Genomic DNA, 22,544 nt, shown 5'->3' on the forward strand with positions numbered 1-22,544 from the left:
CGTGTCCCGGCGGATGACTCCGTGTCCCGGCGGCCAGGCACCGGGTCCCTGCCGCCGCCGATCGGCATTGTCGGTGCCGCCGCCTACCCTGGTTCCCATGGCGTTCGCAAGCGAGCATCCCGTTGTCGCCCACTCCGAGTTCCGCCCCGTGGGGGAGATCGAACGGGCCGAGGGCCGGTTCGAGGTGGTCAGCGACCACAAGCCTGCCGGGGATCAGCCGGCCGCGATCGACGAACTCGAGCGCCGCCTGCAGGCGGGGGAGAAGGACGTGGTGCTGCTCGGCGCCACGGGCACCGGCAAGTCGGCCACCACCGCGTGGCTGATCGAGCGGGTGCAACGCCCCACCCTGGTGATGGCGCCGAACAAGACCCTCGCCGCGCAGCTCGCCAACGAGCTGCGGGAGATGTTGCCGCACAACGCCGTCGAGTACTTCGTGTCGTACTACGACTACTACCAGCCCGAGGCGTACATCGCGCAGACCGACACGTACATCGAGAAGGACTCCTCGATCAACGACGACGTGGAACGGCTGCGGCACTCGGCCACCTCCGCGCTGCTCTCCCGTCGCGACGTCGTGGTGGTCGCGTCCGTGTCGTGCATCTACGGCCTGGGCACGCCGCAGTCCTACCTGGACCGTTCCATCGCGCTCGAGGTCGGGGTGGAGGTGCCCCGCGACGCCCTGCTGCGCCTGCTGGTGGACGTGCAGTACACCCGCAACGACATGGCGTTCACGCGCGGCTCGTTCCGGGTCAAGGGCGACACCGTCGACATCATCCCCGCGTACGAGGAACTCGCCGTGCGCATCGAGTTCTTCGGCGACGAGATCGACGCGCTCTACTACCTGCACCCCCTGACGGGGGACGTGGTGCGCAAGGTGGACTCGCTGCGGATCTTCCCCGCCACCCACTACGTCGCCGGGCCGGAGCGGATGGAACGGGCTGTGACCGACATCGAGGCCGAACTCGAGGACCGTCTCGCCGACCTCGAGAACCGCGGCAAGCTGCTCGAGGCGCAGCGCCTGCGGATGCGCACCCAGTACGACCTCGAGATGATCCGCCAGGTCGGGTTCTGCTCCGGCATCGAGAACTACTCGAGGCACATCGACGGCCGTCCCGCCGGTTCCGCGCCGGCCACCCTGATCGACTACTTCCCGGAGGACTTCCTGCTGGTCATCGACGAGTCCCACGTCACCGTCCCGCAGATCGGCGCCATGTACGAGGGGGACATGTCGCGCAAGCGCAACCTCGTCGAATTCGGGTTCCGGCTGCCCTCGGCCGTCGACAACCGCCCGTTGACCTGGGAGGAGTTCGCCGCCCGCATCGGCCAGACCGTCTACCTGTCGGCCACCCCCGGCCCGTACGAGCTCGGGCAGGCCGGCGGCGAGTTCGTCGAACAGGTCATCCGGCCGACCGGACTGGTGGACCCGAAGGTCGTCGTCAAGCCCACCAAGGGCCAGATCGACGACCTGGTACACGAGATCCGCGAGCGCGCCGACCGGGACGAGAGGGTGCTCGTCACCACCCTCACCAAGAAGATGTCCGAGGATCTCACCGACTACCTGCTCGAGCTAGGCATCCGGGTGCGCTACCTGCACTCGGACATCGACACCCTCCGGCGCGTCGAGCTGCTCCGGCAGCTGCGGCTCGGCGAGTACGACGTCCTCGTCGGCATCAACCTCCTCCGCGAGGGCCTCGACCTACCCGAGGTCTCGCTCGTGGCGATCCTCGACGCCGACAAGGAGGGGTTCCTGCGCTCGACCACCAGCCTCATCCAGACCATCGGCCGGGCCGCCCGCAACGTCTCCGGCGAGGTCCACATGTACGCCGACAAGGTCACCGACTCGATGGCGCGTGCCATCGAGGAGACCGAGCGGCGCCGCGAGAAGCAGATCGCGTACAACCGCGAGCACGGCATCGACCCGCAGCCGCTGCGCAAGAAGATCGCCGACATCCTCGACCAGGTCTACGAGGAGGCCGACGACACCGTGGAGGTCGGGGGCTCGGGCCGCAACGCCTCCCGCGGCCGCCGCGCCCAGGGGGAATCCGGTCGCGCCGTGAGCGCCGGCGTCTACGAGGGCCGCGACGTGAAGTCCATGCCCCGGGCCGAACTCGCGGACCTCGTGCAGGAACTGACCGACCAGATGATGAACGCGGCCCGCGAGCTGCAGTTCGAACTGGCCGGGCGGTTGCGCGACGAGATCGCCGACCTGAAGAAGGAACTGCGCGGGATGGACGCCGCCGGCCTCGCGTAGCGTCTGCGGCATGGACCCACAGTCTGCCGGCCGCATCGCCCGTGCCCTCGAACTGATCCACTCCGTCGGGTACTTCGCCCCCGAAGTGGACGCCGCGCTCGGCGACACCGGCCTCGAGGCCGGCCGGATGCGGTACTTCGCGGCGCGTTCCGCCGCGCTCGGGGCGGTCGGGGCGGGCGTCGTGACCGCCACCTTCTACAACTTCAGTCCCCGTCTCGTCGCGTCCGCGATCCCGCACGCCTGGCGGCTCGCCACCCCGGAGGCCGTCGTGGCCGCCCGGCTGCGCGGCATCGACGAGTCGCTGGCCCGAATCCTCGGGCCCGAGGTGCTGGACTCGCCGGAGATGCGCGAGGCGGCGGACCTCGCCGCGAGCGCCGCCCGGGCCGTCCCGGGACCGGAGGGCCGGCCGCTGTACGCGGGGCACGCCGACCTGCCGTGGCCGGACGCCCCGCACCTGATCCTGTGGCACGCGCTGACCCTGCTGCGCGAATACCGGGGCGACGGGCACGTCGCGGCGTTGCAGACCGCCGGCCTGACCGGGATCGAGGCCCTCGTCACCCACACCGCCGCGGGGATCGGGTTCAGCGAGGACTTCGCCCGGGCGCGCCGCGGCTGGAGCAAGGAGGAGTGGGCCGACGCGGAGACGGCGCTGCGCTCGCGCGGACTGCTCGACCGCTCCGGTGCGCTCACGGACGAGGGCTTCGAGGTCCGCGAACTCGTCGAGGACCTGACCGACGACCTCGCGGCGGTGCCGTGGGCGGCGCTGGGCGAAGACAAGGCCGACCGGCTGACGGAGCTCGCGCTGCCGTGGCGGGACGCCATCGTGGAGTCCGGCGTGTTCCCCGCGCAGATGTTCGGCCCGCGTTACGGTGACGCACGGTAACGTCAACGGTCGTCAGTGGCGTCGAGCGCGCGGCGGCGGGCCCTGTGGGATCCACCCCAAAGGTCGTCAACCCCGTCCGGTCGGCCGCTACTGTCGACGCAGCAGTCGGAAGGGGGACGCAACGACGGTCGCCCGCCGGCGAAACCCGACCAATTTCATGGAGGAATGCATGAGCGCCTACCGGACCGTAGTCGTCGGAACCGACGGTTCCGAGTCGTCGTACCGCGCCGTCGAGAAGGCAGCAGCTCTCGCCGGTGACGCCGAGGCCCGTCTCGTCATCGCGTGCGCCTACTACCCGGTGGATCCGAAGGACAGTGCCCGCGCCGCCGACGTGCTCGGTGAGGACGCCTACCAGGTGACCGGATCGGCGCCCACCTACGACATCCTGCGCACCGCCCGGGAGAAGGCCCACGCAGCCGGCGCCAAGAACGTCCTCGAACGGGCCGTCGTCGGGGCTCCCGTCGACTCGCTCCTCGAACTGGTCGACGAGGTGGAGGCGGACCTGCTCGTCGTGGGCAACCGGGGCCTGAACACCCTCACCGGCCGGTTGCTCGGCTCCGTACCCTCGGATCTGGCCCGCAAGTCGACCTCGGACGTGCTCATCGTGCACACCGTCCGCTGACGCGTCGATCAGCAGTAGGTCTCGCGGGCGGCACCCACGTAGAACCGGGCGGCGTCGTCGCCCTGCAACGCCGCCCGCGAGACGGACGCCGCGAAGGCCGCGACGGACCGGACCGAGCCGAGGATCTGTTCTTCCGGCAGGCCGGCGGCCAGCTGGGCACACGTCCCCCGGACCAGTGCCACCAGCGTCTCGTCGGGCACCCCAGCGGCCAGCCCGGCCTCGGCCAGGGCCTGCTTGAACCGCAGGGCCGGCCCGTCCAGCGCCTCCGCCTCGACCGGTGCGGCCGCCATCGGGACCGTGACCGGGATGGCGGCCGCGGAGTCCTCCGAGGCCGCGGTCCCCGCACAACCCGCGGTGGTGGCGAGGACCCCGAACCCTGCCAGGATGCGCGCCCAGCGCCCCCGAGGCCACACCGCTCTCACCGCCCCGCCTCCCGCTCCGACCGGTCGCACGTTCGTCCGCAACATACCGCCCGGCCGAACGGCGCAGGCGGTGAAACGGCACATCGGTGACCTGTCACAGCCGGGCCGGCGCCACCAGCGCCGCCAGTGCCTCGGGCAGTTCCCCGGTGTGCAGCACCCCGAGCCGTTGGGTGGCGCGGGTGAGCGCCACGTACAGGTCGTTGAGCCCGCGAGGCGACTCCGCCACGATGGCGGTCGGCTCCACCAGCAGCACCGAATCGAATTCCAGTCCCTTGACGTCCTTCACGGTGGACACCCGCACCGAATCCGACCGCAGATGCGCCCACTGCGCCGCGAGATCGTGCGGCACGATCACCGCCGTGAGGCCCGGGCCGTCCTCGGCCGCGAGGGCGCCGTGCACGGCTTCGAGAAGGCCGTCCGCGTCGACGTTCCGGACCCACGGTGTGAACCCGGACTCGCGCACCGAGCGGGGCGGCACCTGGTGCGGATCGATCTCGGCGAGGACCGCATGTGCGATCTCCATGATCTCCGCGGGCGTGCGGTAGTTGACGGTCAGCTCGGCCTTCTTCCACCGGTTGGCCACGTACGGCTCCAGGATCCGCTGCCAGGACGAGCTGCCGGCCGGATCGCCGGTCTGCGCGGTGTCGCCGACCAGGGTCATCCAACGGTTCGGGATGCGCCGCATCAGCATCCGCCAGGCCATCTCGGACAGCTCCTGCGCCTCGTCGACGATCACGTGCCCGTACGTCCAGGTCCGGTCCCCGGCGGCCCGTTCGGCCGTGGTCTCGTGGCTCGAGCGGCTCTGTCGCTGCGCGAGCTGGTCGGCGTCGATCAGGTCGTACGCCATCAGGATCTCCGGATCCAGCTCGTCCTCGAGATCCTGCGGGGCCGACCCCGTCAGGATGTCCAGGGCGCCCTGCGCGTCGGCGATCTGCTTGCGCCACTGCCGCGCGACGCGCTCCCGCTCGGCCGCGTCGTCGACGCCGAGCAACTCGGCGAGTTCGTCGAGCAGTGGCGCGTCCGCGGCGCTGAACACCCGCGTCGCCGAGGGGCGCAGCAGCAGGGCGCGCTGGTCCTCGTCGAGTTCCGGCGCCGCCGACGCGAGCCGCTCCCGGGACGCGAACAGCTCCGCGAGCACCTGCTGCGGGCTCAGCTGCGGCCACAGCGAGTCGATCGCCGCCGTGATGTCGCGGTCCGCCCGCATCTCGGCCCGGATGTCGTCGATGTCGTCCCGGCTCAACAGGTTTCCGCCGTCGACCAGATTCGCACCGATGATCGACGCGAGCTGGTCGGCGAGCGCGTCCACCACCGCGGAGACGAAGATCGGGCGAGCCAGGTTGTGCGGCCGGCGCGACGACCGGGCCCGGCCCCGCGCCCGCGTGACCGTCTTGCGGTCGAGGGTCAGCCGGTAGGTGTCGAAGACCAGGGGGATCGGCGTCGTCGGGATCTCCTGACGGTCCCGCACCGCCTTCTTCAGCACCTCGATCATGTCGAGCGAGCCCTTGATGGCGCCTGCCTCGAGGGAATCCTCGACGCTCGCGCGCACCCCGGGGTACAGGTCACCGATCGTGGACAGCAACACGCCGGTCTCGCCGAGGGACGGCAGCACCTGCCCGATGTAGTCCAGGAACGTCGAGTTCGGTCCGACGATGAGCACACCGCTCTTCGCGAGCTGCCGACGGTACGTGTACAGCAGGAACGCCGCCCGGTGCAGGGCCACCGCGGTCTTCCCGGTGCCCGGGCCGCCCTGGACGACGAGCACGCTCTTGTGCTCGGACCGGATGATCGCGTCCTGCTCGGCCTGGATCGTCGCGACGATGTCGTGCATCTGCCCGGTCCGCGCGGCGTTCAGTGCGGCCAGCAGCGCCGTCTCGCCGGCGACACCCCCCGCCGAGACGGTGGCGTCGTGCGCCTGGGCCGCGTCGAGATCGAGGTACTCGTCGTTGAGCGCGGTGATCGCGCGGCTGCGCGACCGGATGTGCCGGCGCCGCGTCACGCCCTCCGGCGCCGCCGGCGTCGCCAGATAGAACGGCCGGGCCAACGGCGCCCGCCAGTCCAGCAGCAGCGGCTCGTAGTCGTTCGCCTCGTCGAGGATGCCGATGCGGCCGATGTACCGCACCTCGGTCCCGTCGCCGTCCTCGCCGTCGCGCACGTCGATCCGGCCGAAGCACAGCCCGTGCTCGGCCGCGTCGTATTTCGCGATGTCCTCCGTGTACAGCTGCGTGAAGGACTCCCGCTCGCTGCGGGCCTGCGGAGTGCCGCCGGTGTCGAGCAGCACCCGGCTCAGCCGGGTCTTGGCGTAGGCCCGCATGGAGTCGAGGTGGCCGTACAGCATCGACAGGTAGACCTGCTCACGCTCTTGGTCGGGGTGGGACAGGCCATCGGCCGGCAAGGGGTCTCCTCGGGGTCGGACGGGCGGCGGGTGCGCCGCCACGAAGTGCCCAAGAAGTCTAGTGGCGGTCCCGCACCCGCGCAGAATCGCCGGGTGCGGGACCGTGCTGTCAGCGCTGCAACTGCAGGCGGGCGCGGGTGAGGGCCTCCTCGGCGCGGTGACGGGCCTGCTGCGCCAGCAACAGGGAACGCTCCTCCGCCGTCAGCGCCCGCTCGCGGGCGACCTTCGCCAGCTCCGGGCCGCGCTCACGGGCCGTGCCCCACAGCAGCGAACTCCGTTCCCGGGCGACCTCGGCGAGTTCGGGGCCGCGTTCGCGGGCGACGTCGAGCAGTTCGGTGCCGCGTTCGCGGGCGACGTCGGCGAGTTCGGGGCCGCGTTCGCGGGCGACGTCGAGCAGTTCGGTGCCGCGTTCGCGGGCGACGTCGGCGAGTTCGGGGCCGCGTTCGCGGGCGACGTCGAGCAGGTGCGTGCCGCGCTCGCGGGCGACCTCGGCGAGCTCGGGTCCGCGCTCGCGGGCAACGCCCAGCAGGTGGCTTCCACGCTCACGGGCGGTGCCGGCCACCTCCGCTGCCTCCTCCGACAGGACCCGGACCCGCTCGGCCACCTTGTGCAGGCTCTCGGTGACCGCTTCGCCCGCGCCGTCGTCCTGATGAGGCAGGACACCGGCGACGGCCTCCTGGGCGCGCCGTGCGGCCCGCCGTCCGCGCCACCCCAGCGACGGCTTGCCTTCGGTGTCCACCGCGGTGATGATCAGCCCGCCGAGCAGGCTGACGTTCTTGAGGAACTGGGTGCGCTGGATGGCCCGGGCCTCCGCATCCTCGACGTTCCAGAAGTCGTGACCCGCCACCGTCGTGGGCACGAGCGTGGTGGCCAGGGCAAGAGCCGCCAGCCGCGGTGCCTTCCCGACCGCGAGCAGCGCACCCGCCCCGATCTGCACGGCGGCGTTGATCCGCACGAGTGTCTCCGGATCGTTCGTGAGCTTCTCGCTCACCGAGTCCGGGAGCTTCTGCGTCACCGTGTCGGGCAGCATGCCCACCGCCCGGTCGAGTCCCGGCTGCGCTGCCGCCGCCTTGGTGGACGAGTCTCTCAGCGCGTCGATGCCCCCGGCGACGAAGACCGACGCGAGCATGGGGCGGGCAATTCTGCGGACAATCATGTGCTTCCTCCCGTGATCGGTGGCGGTTCCACCTTTGCACGCATACCCCGCCGCCCGGCGCGATATGCGCGTTCGACCCGGATCACGCTCCGGACGCCGCGCAACGATTGCGCGCCGAGGTGGCACGATGTGCGGCGTGAACGATGGGGGAGAAGCGGCAGGGGTCGGCGACATCGGTGGGGCCGGGGTGCGCGTGGTGCGCACGACGACATCGGTCCGGGTCGAGGCCACGATACCGGTGTCGGCCGCGGCGCTGTTCGGGGTGATGCGGGACCCGCTGCGGCACAGCGAGATCGACGGCTCGGGCACGGTGCAGGTGCCCGCGGGGCAGCCCCCGATCACCGCCGTCGGCCAGCGCTTCTCCGCGCAGGTGCACTTGCCCGGGCGCAGCGCGTATCCGGTGGTCAACCACGTGGTGGCGTTCGAACCCGACCGGCTGCTGGCGTGGCTGCCGGCCAACCCGGACACGCCGCCGCTCGGCATCCGGTGGGAGTGGTCCTTCACCGGGACGACCGGGGGCGCTGCGGTGAGCCAGACGTGCGACTGGTCCGCGGTGACCGACACCGCGTACCTGCGTCGCGTGCGGCTTCCGCGGGTCTCGCCCGCGCAGATGTCCGCGAGCCTCGCCCGGCTCGGGCGTGCGGCGCGTTCCCGAACCGCGCCGGGTGCCGACGGTGTCGGTGTCCGGTGTGTCGCATGTCACGCACACCCTACCTCTTTGATTGCTAAACTACGCAAGTAACGGCATCGCCCGCCGGCGGTGGCTCGGACGACGGGAACGGTGATGGTCGCGCAGGCGCGTCAGCCCCTCTATCGGATGAAGGCCGACTTCTTCAAGACGCTCGGACATCCGGCGCGCATCCGCGTCCTCGAGCTGCTCAGCGAGCGCGAGCATGCCGTCTCCGAGATGTTGCCCGAGGTGGGGATCGAACCCGCCAATCTCTCCCAGCAACTGGCGATCCTCCGGCGCGCAGGCCTGGTCACCGCGCGCCGGGAGGGGCTGTCGGTGACGTACGCGCTGACGTCGCCGCGGGTCGCGGAACTGCTGGGCGTCGCCCGCGCCATCCTCACGGGGGTGGTCGCCGGACAGGCGGAGCTGCTCGAGGACGACGTAGCCGAACCGGCGGGCCGAGCGCGCCGCTGAGCCGGTCGCGCACCGGGGCGCTTCGCGCGCATTGATTGCAGACTTTATTAAGTGCTTATTTATTGTTTGTGGTGGAGGCACGATGTCGATGTCGGCAGAGCAGCAGGATGCGGTGACCGGGCGCACCGAGGAAGAGGCGGCGGGAGCCGGCACCGTCGTGGCTCGCGCCGCGCGGTCGGTCGCCGCGCTGATGCCGCGCTGGGTCGAGTGGAAACCGGCCCTGCGCTCGCCCCGCGCCGATCTGACCGCCGGACTCGTCGTCGCCCTCGTCGCGTTGCCCCTCGCGCTCGGCTTCGGCATCAGCTCCGGTCTCGGGGCCGCGGCGGGCCTCGCGACCGCCGTCGTCGCGGGAGCGGTCGCCGCCGTGTTCGGCGGCTCCCGCTTCCAGGTGTCGGGCCCGACCGGCGCGATGACCGTCGTCCTGGTGCCGATCTTCCATGAGCACGGCGCCTCCGGCGTCCTCGCGGTGGGACTCGTCGCCGGCGTCGTTCTCGTCGTCCTCGCCTTCGCCGGCATCGGCCGGGCGGTGCGGTTCATGCCCGCCCCGGTGATCGAGGGCTTCACCGCCGGGATCGCCGTGGTCATCGCCCTGCAGCAGGTTCCGGCCGCGCTCGGCATCGCCCACGCCGAGGGGGAGAAGGTGTGGCAGAGCGCGTTCGACGCCGCCCGGCAGTTCGTCGACCAGCCGTCCCTTCTGCCCACGGTCGTGGCGGTGCTTGTCGCGGCGGCCATCCTGATCGGCGGCCGGTACCTGCCGAAGCTGCCGTTCTCGCTCGTCGCGGTGGTGGTGGCCACCGTCGTCGCACAGCTGTTCCATCTGGACGTCACGCGGATCGGGTCCATCCCGTCCGGCTTCAGCGCCCCCAGCCTCGGATTCCTCGACCTGGGTGAGCTGACGTCGCTTCTCGCGCCGGCGCTCGCGGTGGCCGCGCTCGCGGCCCTCGAATCTCTGCTGTCCGCGACCGCCGCGGATTCGATGAGCGTCGGCACCCGGCACGACCCGGACCGGGAGTTGTTCGGGCAGGGCCTGGCCAACATCGCCGCCCCCCTGTTCGGCGGCGTTCCGGCCACGGGCGCGATCGCCCGGACGGCCGTCAACGTCCGCTCGGGGGCGCGGTCCCGGCTGTCCGCCCTCACCCACGCCGTCATCCTCGCCGGGATCGTCTACCTCGCCTCGCCGCTCGTCGCCCAGATCCCCCTTGCCGCGCTCGCCGGCGTTCTGCTCGCCACCACGGTGCGCATGGTCGAGACCGCCTCGATCGTCGCGATCACGCGGGCCAGCCGCGCGGATGCGATCGTCATGACGGTGACGTTCCTGGTCACCGTCGCCCTCGACCTCGTGACGGCGGTCGCGATCGGTGTCGGGTTCGCTGCGGTGCTCGCGCTGCGGGCGGTCGCGAAGTCCGCCCGGATCGAGCAGGTTCCCCTCGACGAGGAAGGGGATCACGCCGCCGAGGAACACGAGCTGTTGCGTGAGCACATCGTCGCGTACCGGATCGACGGTGCTCTGTTCTTCGCCGCGGCCCACCGATTCCTGCTCGAGCTCGCCGACGTCACGGACGTCAAGGTCGTGATCCTGCGCATGTCCCGGGTGACGGCCATCGACGCCACCGGCGCCCTGGTCCTCAAGGACGCCATCACCAAGCTCGAGCACCGGCACATCACGGTCCTGATCTCCGGGGCCAAACCGGAGCACCTGCGGCCGCTGTCCGCGCTGGGTGTCTTCACCACCAAGGACAGCGAGGAGCGGCACGTCTTCGCGACCACGCCCCGAGCGATCGCGTACGCCCGCATGCTGGTGCTGCCGGAACACCGGTACGCCCAGGCCGCCGCCGGTTCCGAGGGGAAGGGGCCGGGAGATTCCGAAGCTCTTCCGGGCGAGTAGAATCGGCGGTGTGACCGGCCCTCGTGGCAGCCTGGCTCTCCTCACCCGGTAACGCCAGGTGAGCACGGGGACCGGTCGCCTGCCGTCGGCGGGACCGGCGGGGCGCGGGCGGCCGCGAGCCGTGCGTGCCGCGGCTCGCCTCCCGGGGGCCCTCCGTTCCGGCCAGTAGCATCTGCTCCGTGACCGACTCGACCGCGAGTACCAGCCGTCCTGCCGCCCTGCGCGTTCTCGTCTACAGCGACGACGCCGACACGCGCGAGCAGGTCACCCGGGCGCTGGGCCGGCGACCCGATCCCGAACTCCCCGAACTCGACTTCGTCGAGGTGGCGACCGAGCCGATGGTGATCCGCCGCATGGACGCCGGTGGTATCGACCTCGCGATCCTGGACGGCGAGGCGGCCCCCGCCGGTGGGATGGGGATCGCCAAGCAACTCAAGGACGAACTCGAACAGTGCCCGCCCGTCGTCGTGCTGACCGGCCGGGCGGACGACGCGTGGCTGGCCGACTGGTCCCGCGCCGAGGCCGCGGTGCCGCGGCCTCTCGACCCGTTCCGCCTCGCGGAGACGGTCGTCGCGCTGCTGCGCGGCCGCGGCACCACCTGAGGGCGGCGCGAAGCGGGCGCCGGCATCGGCCCACGGTCCGGGCGATCTGCCGGTCCCGGCGTCCCGGCACCCCCGCAAGGGTCGGGCGAAACGGAGAAATCACGCCGCGTCGTATCCGCCTCGGCGGGACACCGCGCCGGTAGGCTGAGCCGTACATCACAATGATGCGGTTGAAGTGACTCACGGCACTGTCTCCGTATCGTGATCGTTCGGCCCCAGCGGCCGGTGGAGGTCGGCAAGGGCAACGGGGTCGGCGCGGGTGGCCGGCTCGCACGGAGAGGAGCCAGGCGCCATGAACGTCTACATCCCGATCCTCGTGCTCGGAGGGATCGCGGTCGCCTTCGCGGTGTTCTCGGTCGTCGTGTCCTCGGTGATCGGCCCGAGCCGCTACAACCGAGCCAAGCTCGAAGCCTACGAGTGCGGGATCGACCCGACGCCGCAGCCGCCGGGCGGCGGCAGGTTCCCGGTGAAGTACTACCTGACGGCCATGCTGTTCATCATCTTCGACATCGAGATCGTGTTCCTCTATCCGTGGGCCGTGCACCTCGATGCCCTGGGGGTCTTCGGGCTGGCCGCGATGGCGCTGTTCGTGTTCAACGTCGCCGTCGCCTACGTCTACGAGTGGCGGCGGGGTGGTCTCGGCTGGGAATGACTGCGACAGGGAATGGGATTGTGCCGTAATGGATTCGAACACCGACCGAAAGTGATAAGAGTCGGACATGGGTCTCGAGGAGAAGTTGCCGAGCGGCTTTCTGCTGAGCACGGTGGAGAGTTTCGCCGGTTTCGCGCGCAAGGGTTCGCTGTGGCCCGCGACCTTCGGGCTCGCGTGCTGCGCGATCGAGATGATGACCACCGTGTCGCCGCGGTTCGACATCGCACGGTTCGGGATGGAGGCGTTCCGCGCCTCGCCGCGACAGGCCGACCTCATGATCGTCGCCGGCCGGGTCAGCCAGAAGATGGCCCCGGTGCTGCGGCAGGTCTACGACCAGATGGTCGAGCCGAAATGGGTATTGGCCATGGGTGTGTGCGCCTCCTCGGGCGGCATGTTCAACAACTACGCCGTCGTCCAGGGTGTCGACCACATCGTTCCCGTCGACATCTACCTACCCGGGTGCCCGCCCCGGCCGGAGATGCTGCTGCACGCCGTCCTGATGCTGCACGAGAAGATCCAGCAGATGCCGCTCGGCGTGGACCGGGAGAAGGCCGTGCAGGCCGCCGAGGAGGCGGCCCTGGCTGCCGCCCGGCCCGTCGTGCCCACCCTCCAGGTGCGGGGGTCGGCCCGGTGACCTCCTCCTCCGACAACGAACGGTCCTCGCGCCCTACGGATCCCGCGACGCGCGCGCAGGACACCGCACTGCCGGTGGACCGGGCGGCCACCACCGGCCCCGAGGGAACGCTGCCGGCGCGGCCCGACGGCGGCGCCGAGGTGATCGGCGTCCGCACGGGCATGTTCGGGGTCCGCGGCAGCGGCGACACCTCCGGCTACGGGCGGCTCGTACGCCCGGTGACCCTGCCCGGGAGCACCCCGCGCCCGTACGGCGGGTACTTCGACGACGTGGCCGACGCCCTGCACGCCGCCGTCACCGAGTCCGGGGTGGATGTCGAGGCGGCGATCGAGAAGGTCGTCGTCCACCGCGGTGAGCTGACCTTCCACGTCCGTCGCGAGCACCTTCCCGAGGTGGCCCGGCGGTTGCGCGACGAACCGGACCTGCGCTTCGAACTGTGCCTCGGCGTCGACGGGGCGCACTACCCGCAGGACACCGGCCGCGAACTGCACGCGGTGTACCCGCTCATGTCGATCACCCACAACCGCCGCATCCGGCTCGAGGTGTCGGCCCCGGACGCCGACCCCCACATCCCGTCGCTGTACGGGGTGTATCCGACCAACGACTGGCACGAGCGCGAGACCTACGACTTCTTCGGGATCGTGTTCGACGGCCACCCGTCGCTGACCCGCATCGAGATGCCCGACGACTGGTCGGGGCATCCGCAACGCAAGGACTATCCGCTCGGCGGCATCCCCGTCGAGTACCACGGGGCGGAGATCCCGCCGCCCGACGAGCGGAGGGCGTACAGCTGATGACCGACATCACCGAGGGGCCGGTCCACACCGTCGTCGGCGAGGACTGGGACAGCATCGTCGAGGCCGCCCGCGCCTCGGCCGCCGACCGCGGCGACGAACGCATCGTGGTCAACATGGGGCCCCAGCACCCGTCGACCCACGGCGTCCTGCGGCTCGTGCTCGAGATCGAGGGCGAGACCGTCACCGAGGCCCGCTGCGGAATCGGCTACCTGCACACCGGCATCGAGAAGAACCTCGAATACCGCACCTGGACCCAGGGCGTCACCTTCGTCACCCGGATGGACTACCTGTCGCCGTTCTTCAACGAGACCGCCTACTGCCTCGGCGTCGAGAAGCTGCTCGACATCACCGACGCGATCCCCGAACGGGCCACCGTGATCCGCGTGCTGCTCATGGAGCTCAACCGGATCTCCTCGCACCTCGTCGCCCTGGCCACCGGCGGCATGGAACTCGGCGCGATGACCGCGATGTTCCTCGGTTTCCGGGAGCGGGAACTGATCCTCGACGTGTTCGAGACGATCACCGGTCTGCGCATGAACCACGCCTACATCCGTCCGGGCGGGCTCGCGCAGGACCTGCCGGCCGGGGCGGTCGAGAAGATCCGCGACCTGCTCGACCTGCTGCCCCGGCGGCTGCGGGACATGGCGGACCTGCTCAATGAGAACCACATCTGGAAGGCCCGCACCCAGGGCATCGGCTACCTCGACCTGACCGGCTGCATGGCCCTCGGCATCACCGGCCCCGTCCTGCGCTCGACCGGCCTGCCGCACGACCTGCGCAAGTCGCAACCGTACTGCGGCTACGACACCTACGAGTTCGACGTGTGCACCGACACCGGATGCGACGCCTACGGCCGCTACCTGATCCGGATCGACGAGATGAAGCAGTCGATCAGGATCGTCGAGCAGTGTCTCGACCGGCTGCGACCCGGGCCGGTCATGGTGGAGGACAAGAAGATCGCGTGGCCGGCCGACCTGTCCCTCGGCGCGGACGGTCTCGGTAACTCCCCGGAGCACATCCGGAAGATCATGGGCAACTCGATGGAGGGCCTGATCCACCACTTCAAGCTCGTCACCGAGGGTTTCCGCGTCCCACCCGGCCAGGTGTACACCGCCGTCGAGTCCCCGCGCGGGGAACTGGGCGTGCACATGGTCAGCGACGGCGGCACCCGGCCGTACCGGGTGCACTTCCGGGACCCGTCCTTCACGAACCTGCAAGCGGTGTCCGCGATGTGCGAGGGCGGCATGGTCGCCGACGTCATCGCCGCGGTCGCCAGCATCGATCCCGTGATGGGGGGAGTGGACCGTTGACGCAGGAGCAGCGAGTAGCGATCGAGCCGGACCCGGCCCCCGGCCCGGTGTTCATCCAATTCGGCCCACGACCCGAGGAGCGGACCCGATTGGTGCGGCCGGGCGCCCGCGAGCGGTACCCGGCGGACGTGCGGGCCCGCCTCGAGACCGACGCCGCGGAGATCATCGGCCGCTACCCGCAGCCACGCTCCGCCCTGCTGCCGCTGCTGCACCTGGTGCAGTCCGAGGACGGGTACATCACCCCGGCCGGCGTCGAGTTCTGCGCCGACCGGCTCGGGCTCACCGGCGCCGAGGTCGGCGCGGTGGCCACGTTCTACTCCATGTACCGGCGCGAGCCCACCGGCGACTACCTCGTCGGCGTCTGCACCAACACCCTGTGCGCGATCATGGGCGGCGACGAGATCCTCGAAGCGCTCGAGGGACACCTCGGGCTGCGCACCGCAGCCGCCGGCACCGCGGAGGACGCCGCCGGCGACGCCACCGAGGCCGGCACCATCACCCTCGAGCACCTCGAATGCAACGCCGCCTGCGACTTCGCACCCGTCGTGATGGTCAACTGGGAGTTCTTCGACCACCAGACCCCGGACTCGGCCCGCGCGCTCGTCGACGACCTGCGCGCCGGCCGCCCCGTCACGCCCACCCGGGGCGCACCGCTGTGCACCTTCCGGCAGACCGCCCGCATCCTCGCCGGGTTCCCGGACGAGCGTCCCGGCGCCCTGGCGGCGGGCGGCAGCGCGGGTGCGGCATCGCTCGCGGGCCTGCGCATCGCCCGTGAGCGGGGCATGCGGGCCCCCGCGCCGGAGCCGGAACAGTCCTCCGACCCGGGCCCGGTCGCCGGACCCCGATCCGAAGGAGGCTGACGTGCCGTTGACCCCTGTCCTGAGCCGGTACTGGGACGAGCCCGAGTCCTGGACACTCGATACCTACCGCCGCCACGACGGATACGAGGGCCTGCGCAAGGCACTGCGCATGCCCCCGGACGAGGTGATCGCCACCGTCAAGGAGGCGGGCCTGCGCGGCCGCGGCGGCGCCGGCTTCGCCACCGGCGTGAAGTGGAGCTTCATCCCCCAGGGTGACGGCAAACCCCACTACCTGGTGGTCAACGCCGACGAATCCGAGCCGGGCACCTGCAAGGACATGCCCCTGCTGCTGGCCACACCGCACGCGCTCGTCGAAGGCGCCGTCATCGCGGCGTACGCCATCCGCGCCGCGCACGCCTTCGTCTACGTCCGCGGCGAGGTGGTGCCGGTGCTGCGCCGGCTGCAGGCCGCGGTCGCCGAGGCCTACGCCGCGGGCTTCCTCGGCCGCGACATCCTCGGCAGCGGCTACGACCTCGAACTCGTCGTGCACGCCGGCGCCGGGGCGTACATCTGCGGTGAGGAGACCGCGCTGCTGGATTCCCTCGAGGGCCGACGCGGCCAGCCCCGGCTGCGCCCGCCGTTCCCCGCCGTCGCGGGCCTGTACGCGCGCCCGACGGTCGTCAACAACGTCGAGTCGATCGCGAGCGTGCCGTCGATCCTCCACAACGGGATCGAGTGGTTCCGCTCCATGGGCACCGAGAAGTCACCGGGCTTCACGCTCTACTCCCTGTCCGGTCACGTGACGACACCCGGCCAGTACGAGGCGCCCCTGGGAATCACCCTGCGGGAACTGCTCGACTACGCGGGCGGCGTGCGGGCCGGGCACCGGCTGAAGTTCTGGACCCCCGGCGGCTCGTCGACGCCGCTCTTCACCGACGAGCACCTCGACGTCCCGCTCGACTACGAAGGCGTCGCCGGGGCCGGCTCCATGCTGGGCACCAAGGCACTGCAGATCTTCGACGAGACCACCTGCGTGGTGCGCGCGGTGCTGCGCTGGACCGAGTTCTACGCGCACGAGTCGTGCGGCAAGTGCACACCGTGCCGGGAGGGCACCTACTGGCTGGTGCAGATCCTGCGGCGGCTCGAGCGAGGCGACGGAACCGGAGCCGACCTGGACAAGCTGCTCGACCTCTCCGACAACATCCTCGGCAGGTCGTTCTGCGCACTCGGCGACGGCGCGACCAGCCCCATCACGTCGTCGATCAAATACTTCCGCGACGAGTACCTGGCGCACTTCGAGCACGGCGGCTGCCCGTTCGACCCGCACCTGTCCACCCTCATGGCGGGGGCCGGTGCGGGCCGACCGAACGACGGGGGTACGCGATGAGCGTCCACACCAACCACGACACCACCGGCCTGCCGACCCCGCCCGATCTGGTGACCGTCGTCGTCGACGGCGTCGAGATCAGCGTCCCGAAGGGCACCCTCGTCATCCGCGCCGCGGAACTGCTCGGCGTCCAGATTCCCCGATTCTGCGACCACCCGCTGCTCGAACCCGTCGGCGCGTGCCGCCAGTGCCTGGTCGACGTGGAGGGCCAGCGCAAGCCCGTCGCCTCGTGCACAACCCCGGTGACGGACGGCATGGTCGTGCACACGCAGCTGACGTCGCCTGTGGCCGACAAGGCGCAGAAGGGCGTGATGGAGCTGCTGTTGATCAACCATCCGCTGGACTGCCCGGTCTGCGACAAGGGCGGCGAATGTCCCCTGCAGAACCAGGCAATGTCGAACGGGCGTGCCGAGTCCCGCTTCACCGAGGTCAAACGCACGTTCCCCAAACCGATCTCGCTCTCCTCGCAGATCCTCCTGGACCGCGAGCGATGCGTGCTCTGCGCCCGGTGCACACGGTTCTCCCAGCAGATCGCCGGCGACCCCTTCATCGAACTGATGGAACGCGGCGCCCTGCAGCAGGTCGGCATCTACGAGAAGGAACCGTTCGAGTCCTACTTCTCCGGCAACACCGTGCAGATCTGCCCGGTCGGCGCGCTCACGGGGGCGGCCTACCGGTTCCGCGCCCGGCCGTTCGACCTGGTGTCGAGCCCGAGCGTGTGCGAACACTGTGCCAGCGGCTGCGCCCAGCGCACCGACCACCGGCGCGGCACGGTGCTGCGCCGGCTGGCCGGTGACGACCCGCAGGTCAACGAGGAATGGAACTGCGACAAGGGCCGGTGGGCCTTCACCTACGCCACCCAGCCCGACCGCCTCACCACCCCGTTGGTCCGGGGCGACGACGGCACGCTCGCACCCGCCTCGTGGCGCGACGCCCTGCGGGTCGCCGCCCGCGGCCTCACCGCCGCGCGCGGCCGTACCGGCGTGCTCGTCGGCGGCCGCGTCACCGTCGAGGACGCGTACGCGTACGGCAAGTTCGCGCGTATCGGCCTGGACACCAACGACATCGACTTCCGGTCGCGTCCGCATTCCGCGGAGGAGGCACAATTCCTGGCGGCCCGGGTCGCCGGCCGGTGGCCCGGCGCCGGCGCCGTGACCTACGACGACCTCGAGAACGCCCCCGCGGTGCTGCTCGCCGGATTCGAGCCCGAGGACGAGTCGCCCATCGTGTTCCTGCGGCTGCGCAAGGCGGTCCGCAGGCGGGGGCTGGCGGTGCGCGCGATCGCACCGTTCGCGAGCCGTGGCCTCGAGAAGCTGTCCGGCCGGCTCCTGCCGGCCGTCCCGGGCGCCGAACCGGACCTGCTCGACACCCTCCGCCTCGCCGGTCGGCCCGGACACCGGGACGAAGCGGAGACCGCCGAGCTCCTGCGCCGACCCGGTGCGGTCGTCCTGGTGGGGGAGCGGCTGGCCGCGGTGCCGGGGGCGTTGTCGGCCGTCGGCCGTCTCGCCGACGACACCGGCGCGCGGCTGGCGTGGATCCCGCGGCGGGCCGGTGAACGCGGTGCGCTGGAGGCCGGGACCCTGCCGGGACTTCTGCCCGGCGCCCGACCGGTCACCGACGCCGACGCCCGACGCCAGGTCGCCGCCGTCTGGGGCGTGCCGGACCTGCCGCCGTCCGCCGGCCGGGACACGGCGCAGATCCTCGCCGACGCCGCGTCGGGCACGCTCGGAGCCCTGGTGATCGGCGGGGTCGACGTCGACGACCTGCCCGACCCGCACGCCGCTGTCGCCGCGGTCGACGCCGCCGGCTTCGTCGTCAGCCTGGAACTGCGGCGCAGCGCGATCACCGACCGGGCCGACGTCGTCTTCCCCGTCGCACCCGCGGTGGAGAAACCGGGAACCTTCCTCGATTGGGAGGGCCGGGCGCGCCCCTTCGCCGCCGCGTTGCGCAACACCGGCGCCCTGCCGGATCAGCGGGTCCTCGGCGCGATCGCCGACGAGATGGGCGTCCGCCTCGGCCTCGTCGACGCCGCGGCGGCTCTCGACGAGCTCGTGGCGCTGGGTTCCTGGGACGGCGCACCTGCCGGTCCGCCGGACGTCGCGCCGCGGGACCGCCCGCAGCCGGGCCCCGGTGAGGCGGTGCTCGCGGGATGGCGGATGCTCCTCGACCGCGGACGGATGCAGGACGGCGAACCGCATCTCGCCGGGACCGCCCGCCGGCCGGTGGCCCGGCTGTCCGCCGTCACCGCCGCCGAGATCGGCGCCGACGCCGGGGATCCGGTGACCGTCGCGACGGACCGGGGCTCGATCACGCTGCCCTTGGCGATCGCCGACATGCCCGACCGGGTCGTGTGGGTGCCGCTCAATTCGCCGGGATGCGCGGTGCATCGGCAACTGGCCGCGTCCGTGGGGGATACCGTCCGGATCCGCCGGGGCGACGCCCGGTCGCAGGAGGTGACCGATGAGTGACGCCGTTCTGTTCGGCGCCGCGGCGGTGCCGGTTCCCGGTGCCCTGTCGGCGCAGTCCGGGTACCCCGATCCGGCGTCGTTCGGTCAGGATCCGTGGTGGCTGGTCGTCGTCAAGGCGGTGGCCGTCTTCGCCTTCCTGGTGTTGACGGTGCTCGTCGCGATTCTTGCGGAGCGAAAGATCCTGGCGCGCATGCAGATGCGGGTCGGCCCGAACCGGGTGGGCCCGCGCGGGTTGCTGCAGAGCCTCGCCGACGGCGTCAAACTCGCCCTGAAGGAGGGCATCGTGCCCGCGGGCGTGGACAAACCCATCTACGTCCTCGCGCCGATCATCGCGACAGTGCCGGCGTTCATGGCGTTCGCCGTCATCCCGCTCGGGCCGGTGGTCTCCGTGTTCGGCCAGCGCACGCCGCTGCAGTTGACGGACCTGTCCGTGGCCGTGCTGTACATCCTCGCGGCCACCTCGATCGGCGTCTACGGCATCGTGCTCGCCGGCTGGGCGTCCGGGTCCACCTACCCGCTGCTGGGCGGTCTGCGCTCGACGGCGCAGGTGATCTCCTACGAGATCGCGATGGCCCTCTCGTTCGCGGCCGTCTTCCTGCTGTCGGGCACGCTGTCCACCTCCGGCATCGTCGCCGCCCAGGACGGCGTCTGGTACGTCTTCCTGCTCCTGCCCTCGTTCCTGATCTACGTCACGGCGATGGTCGGCGAGACCAACCGGGCACCGTTCGACCTGCCCGAAGCCGAGGGCGAACTCGTCGGCGGCTTCCACACGGAGTACTCGTCGCTGAAGTTCGCGATGTTCATGCTCGCCGAGTACGTCAACATGGTGACGGTCTCGGCGCTGGCCACCACCCTGTTCCTCGGCGGCTGGCGCGCGCCGTGGCCGCTGAACATGTGGGAGGGCGCGAACTCCGGCTGGGTGCCGCTGCTGTGGTTCGTCCTCAAGGTGTGGGGATTCCTGTTCCTGTTCGTATGGTTGCGCGGCACACTGCCCCGGCTGCGGTACGACCAGTTCATGAACCTGGGCTGGAAAGTGCTGATTCCGGTGGCGCTCGCCTGGATCATGGTCGTCGCCGTGATCCGCGTCCTGCGCACGGAGGGCCTGGACCGGTGGCAGTTCGTCCTCGCCGCGGCGGGTGTCGTCGTCGCCCTGGCGGTGCCGTCGCTCATGTGGAACCGCATGCGCGCCGGCCGCCCCCGGCCCACCGGGACCCCCGGCGGGACGGCGGCCCCTCCGGTTGCGGCGACCGCCGAGCCGTTCGACCCGATGGCCGGGGGCTTCCCCGTCCCGCCGCTGCCCGGCCAGACGCTGCCGCCGCGGCGGCGACGCACCCCCGTCGCCGCAGCCGCCGAGGGCGGCGCCGGGCGCCGTTCCGATCCGACCACCGAGGAGAACCGCGATGCCTGACTTCCTCGATCCCATCGCGGGATTCGGAGTGACCTTCAGGGCGATGTTCCACAAGGCCCAGACCGAGCGCTACCCCGAGCAGAAGGAACCGACCGCACCGCGCTACCACGGCCGACATCAGCTCAACCGCCATCCCGACGGACTGGAGAAGTGCATCGGGTGCGAACTGTGTGCCTGGGCGTGCCCCGCCGACGCCATCTACGTCGAGGGTGCGGACAACACCGACACCGAGCGATACTCGCCGGGGGAGCGCTACGGACGCGTCTACCAGATCAACTACCTGCGGTGCATCGGGTGCGGGCTGTGCATCGAGGCCTGCCCGACGCGGGCGTTGACCATGACCAACGAGTACGAGATGGCCGACGACAACCGGACCGACCTGATCTACGACAAGACCAGGCTGCTCGCGCCGCTCGCGCCCGGCATGGCCGCCCCGCCCCACGACATGTACCCGGGCACGACGGACGAGGACTACTACCTCGGCACGGTGACCGAGGCCGCGCCCGGCACCACGTCGGCCGCCGACGGAACCGTCGAAGCCGACCGGGAACCGACGCAGCCGCGAGGCGGCCGCGATGTGGCGTGACCGGCGGAGAGGGGAGTGGTCTCGATGGACCCGATGACTCCGGCGCTGCTGGCGGCCGAGGCCTTCACCCGCACGTCCACCGGTGAGGCCGTGCTGTTCTGGATCCTCGGAACACTCGCGGTGATCGGCGCACTGGGCGTCGTCACCGCGACCAAGGCCGTGTACTCGGCGATGTTCCTCGCCGTCACCATGATCATCCTCGCGGTGTTCTACATCGCCCAGGACGCGTTGTTCCTCGGCGTCGTGCAGATCGTGGTGTACACGGGGGCGGTCATGATGCTGTTCCTGTTCGTGGTCATGCTCGTCGGCGTCGATTCCTCCGACGCGCTCGTCGAGACCCTGCGCGGCCAGCGGGTCGCCGCGATCGCGGCCGGCCTCGGATTCGGGCTGCTGCTCGTCGGCGGTCTCGGCAACGCCGCCGTCGGGGAGTTCGCCGGCCTCGACGACGCGAACGCCGCAGGCAACATCGCCGGCCTGGCCGAGCTGATCTTCGTACGGTACGTCTGGGCGTTCGAACTCACCGGAGCCCTGCTGATCACCGCCACGATCGGCGCCATGGTCCTCGCCCATCGGGAACGCTTCGGGCTGCGCAAGACCCAGCAGGAACTGTCGCAGGAACGCTTCCGCGCCGGCGGCCGCGCCACCCCGCTGCCGAGTCCCGGGGTCTACGCCCGCCACAACGCGGTCGACGTGCCGGCCCGGCTGCCCGACGGATCGTACTCGGACCTGTCGGTCAGCGAGGTGCTCCGGCGGCGGGCGATGTCCGCCGACGGAGCAGCCGGCCCACGCGCGGGCGACGCACCCCGACGCGGCTCGTCCGGTGAGGAGGGATCGCGGTGAACCCCGAGAACTACCTGTACCTGTCCGCCCTGTTGTTCACCATCGGTGCGGCCGGTGTCCTGCTGCGCCGCAACGCGATCGTCGTGTTCATGTGCATCGAGCTCATGCTCAACGCGGCGAACCTGGCCTTCGTCACGTTCGCCCGCATGCACGGCAACCTCGACGGTCAGGTCATCGCGTTCTTCACCATGGTCGTCGCCGCCGCCGAGGTCGTCGTCGGCCTGGCGATCATCATGACCATCTTCCGCGCCCGGCGTTCGGTGTCCGTCGACGACGCCAACCTCCTGAAGTACTGACGACCCCGG

At 71.2% G+C, this 22,544-nt stretch carries 21 protein-coding genes; 18 read left to right on the forward strand and 3 right to left on the reverse strand.

Going from position 1 to position 22,544, the window contains the following annotated elements:
• Nucleotides 1–97 precede the first annotated feature (97 nt).
• The 3 genes from uvrB (at nucleotide 98) to OCS65_RS14380 (ending at nucleotide 3,756) form a co-directional block, all read left to right on the forward strand.
• On the forward strand, nucleotides 98–2,251 hold the full coding sequence (gene uvrB / locus OCS65_RS14370; protein WP_006948089.1) for an excinuclease ABC subunit UvrB: 2,154 nt from the start codon (nucleotides 98–100) through the stop codon (nucleotides 2,249–2,251).
• Between the two features lie 10 nt (nucleotides 2,252–2,261).
• Nucleotides 2,262–3,134, forward strand: a complete 873-nt coding sequence (locus tag OCS65_RS14375; protein ID WP_006948091.1) for an SCO6745 family protein — start codon at nucleotides 2,262–2,264, stop codon at nucleotides 3,132–3,134.
• Between the two features lie 169 nt (nucleotides 3,135–3,303).
• On the forward strand, nucleotides 3,304–3,756 hold the full coding sequence (locus OCS65_RS14380; protein ID WP_006948093.1) for a universal stress protein: 453 nt from the start codon (nucleotides 3,304–3,306) through the stop codon (nucleotides 3,754–3,756).
• An 8-nt stretch (nucleotides 3,757–3,764) separates the two neighbouring features.
• Here OCS65_RS14380 and OCS65_RS14385 read toward each other — a convergent pair whose 3' ends face one another.
• From OCS65_RS14385 to OCS65_RS14395, 3 genes are all read right to left on the reverse strand, one after another.
• Nucleotides 3,765–4,178, reverse strand: a complete 414-nt coding sequence (locus OCS65_RS14385) for a DUF732 domain-containing protein (protein ID WP_230304473.1) — start codon at nucleotides 4,176–4,178, stop codon at nucleotides 3,765–3,767.
• Between the two features lie 94 nt (nucleotides 4,179–4,272).
• Complete coding sequence (locus OCS65_RS14390) at nucleotides 4,273–6,513, reverse strand: HelD family protein (RefSeq protein WP_144415070.1); 2,241 nt, start codon at nucleotides 6,511–6,513, stop codon at nucleotides 4,273–4,275.
• A 166-nt stretch (nucleotides 6,514–6,679) separates the two neighbouring features.
• Nucleotides 6,680–7,726: a DoxX family protein gene (locus tag OCS65_RS14395; RefSeq protein WP_029543972.1), complete on the reverse strand. Its 1,047-nt coding sequence runs from the start codon at nucleotides 7,724–7,726 to the stop codon at nucleotides 6,680–6,682.
• 136 nt (nucleotides 7,727–7,862) lie between these two features.
• Between OCS65_RS14395 and OCS65_RS14400 the strand changes: the two genes are divergently transcribed.
• The 15 genes from OCS65_RS14400 to nuoK all read left to right on the forward strand — a co-directional run bounded on the left by OCS65_RS14400 (nucleotide 7,863) and on the right by nuoK (nucleotide 22,535).
• Nucleotides 7,863–8,468 carry an SRPBCC family protein gene (locus OCS65_RS14400; RefSeq protein ID WP_231385909.1) on the forward strand — a complete coding sequence of 202 codons (606 nt, stop codon included), beginning with the start codon at nucleotides 7,863–7,865 and terminating at the stop codon, nucleotides 8,466–8,468.
• A gap of 42 nt (nucleotides 8,469–8,510) precedes the next feature.
• Entirely contained in the window at nucleotides 8,511–8,870 is a 360-nt protein-coding gene (locus tag OCS65_RS14405) for an ArsR/SmtB family transcription factor (protein WP_029543966.1), read from the forward strand.
• A gap of 82 nt (nucleotides 8,871–8,952) precedes the next feature.
• Nucleotides 8,953–10,755, forward strand: a complete 1,803-nt coding sequence (locus tag OCS65_RS14410) for a SulP family inorganic anion transporter (RefSeq protein ID WP_029543964.1) — start codon at nucleotides 8,953–8,955, stop codon at nucleotides 10,753–10,755.
• 179 nt (nucleotides 10,756–10,934) lie between these two features.
• A complete protein-coding gene (locus OCS65_RS14415) occupies nucleotides 10,935–11,357 on the forward strand; it encodes an Rv3143 family two-component system response regulator (protein WP_050035312.1) in 423 nt (140 codons plus the stop codon).
• A 292-nt stretch (nucleotides 11,358–11,649) separates the two neighbouring features.
• Nucleotides 11,650–12,009, forward strand: a complete 360-nt coding sequence (locus OCS65_RS14420; RefSeq protein ID WP_003937927.1) for an NADH-quinone oxidoreductase subunit A — start codon at nucleotides 11,650–11,652, stop codon at nucleotides 12,007–12,009.
• 67 nt (nucleotides 12,010–12,076) lie between these two features.
• Entirely contained in the window at nucleotides 12,077–12,643 is a 567-nt protein-coding gene (locus OCS65_RS14425) for a NuoB/complex I 20 kDa subunit family protein (protein WP_006931008.1), read from the forward strand.
• Between the two features lie 110 nt (nucleotides 12,644–12,753).
• On the forward strand, nucleotides 12,754–13,437 hold the full coding sequence (locus tag OCS65_RS14430; RefSeq protein WP_231386022.1) for an NADH-quinone oxidoreductase subunit C: 684 nt from the start codon (nucleotides 12,754–12,756) through the stop codon (nucleotides 13,435–13,437).
• A complete protein-coding gene (gene nuoD / locus OCS65_RS14435) occupies nucleotides 13,437–14,750 on the forward strand; it encodes an NADH dehydrogenase (quinone) subunit D (protein WP_006931006.1) in 1,314 nt (437 codons plus the stop codon). The genes OCS65_RS14430 and nuoD overlap by 1 nt, the downstream gene beginning before the upstream one ends.
• Complete coding sequence (nuoE, locus tag OCS65_RS14440; protein WP_050035311.1) at nucleotides 14,747–15,610, forward strand: NADH-quinone oxidoreductase subunit NuoE; 864 nt, start codon at nucleotides 14,747–14,749, stop codon at nucleotides 15,608–15,610. The genes nuoD and nuoE overlap by 4 nt, the downstream gene beginning before the upstream one ends.
• A gap of 1 nt (nucleotide 15,611) precedes the next feature.
• Complete coding sequence (gene nuoF, locus OCS65_RS14445; protein ID WP_006931004.1) at nucleotides 15,612–16,937, forward strand: NADH-quinone oxidoreductase subunit NuoF; 1,326 nt, start codon at nucleotides 15,612–15,614, stop codon at nucleotides 16,935–16,937.
• Entirely contained in the window at nucleotides 16,934–19,405 is a 2,472-nt protein-coding gene (locus tag OCS65_RS14450) for an NADH-quinone oxidoreductase subunit G (RefSeq protein WP_263507176.1), read from the forward strand. The genes nuoF and OCS65_RS14450 overlap by 4 nt, the downstream gene beginning before the upstream one ends.
• Complete coding sequence (gene nuoH / locus OCS65_RS14455) at nucleotides 19,398–20,813, forward strand: NADH-quinone oxidoreductase subunit NuoH (protein ID WP_420833207.1); 1,416 nt, start codon at nucleotides 19,398–19,400, stop codon at nucleotides 20,811–20,813. Before OCS65_RS14450 ends, nuoH begins: the two co-directional genes overlap by 8 nt.
• Nucleotides 20,806–21,399, forward strand: a complete 594-nt coding sequence (gene nuoI / locus OCS65_RS14460) for an NADH-quinone oxidoreductase subunit NuoI (protein WP_029543953.1) — start codon at nucleotides 20,806–20,808, stop codon at nucleotides 21,397–21,399. The genes nuoH and nuoI overlap by 8 nt, the downstream gene beginning before the upstream one ends.
• 33 nt (nucleotides 21,400–21,432) lie before the next feature.
• A complete protein-coding gene (locus OCS65_RS14465) occupies nucleotides 21,433–22,239 on the forward strand; it encodes an NADH-quinone oxidoreductase subunit J (protein ID WP_170914106.1) in 807 nt (268 codons plus the stop codon).
• On the forward strand, nucleotides 22,236–22,535 hold the full coding sequence (gene nuoK, locus OCS65_RS14470) for an NADH-quinone oxidoreductase subunit NuoK (protein WP_006930999.1): 300 nt from the start codon (nucleotides 22,236–22,238) through the stop codon (nucleotides 22,533–22,535). Before OCS65_RS14465 ends, nuoK begins: the two co-directional genes overlap by 4 nt.
• Nucleotides 22,536–22,544: the final 9 nt, after the last annotated feature.

Source organism: Rhodococcus aetherivorans, assembly GCF_025722975.1.
Classification (GTDB): domain Bacteria; phylum Actinomycetota; class Actinomycetes; order Mycobacteriales; family Mycobacteriaceae; genus Rhodococcus; species Rhodococcus aetherivorans.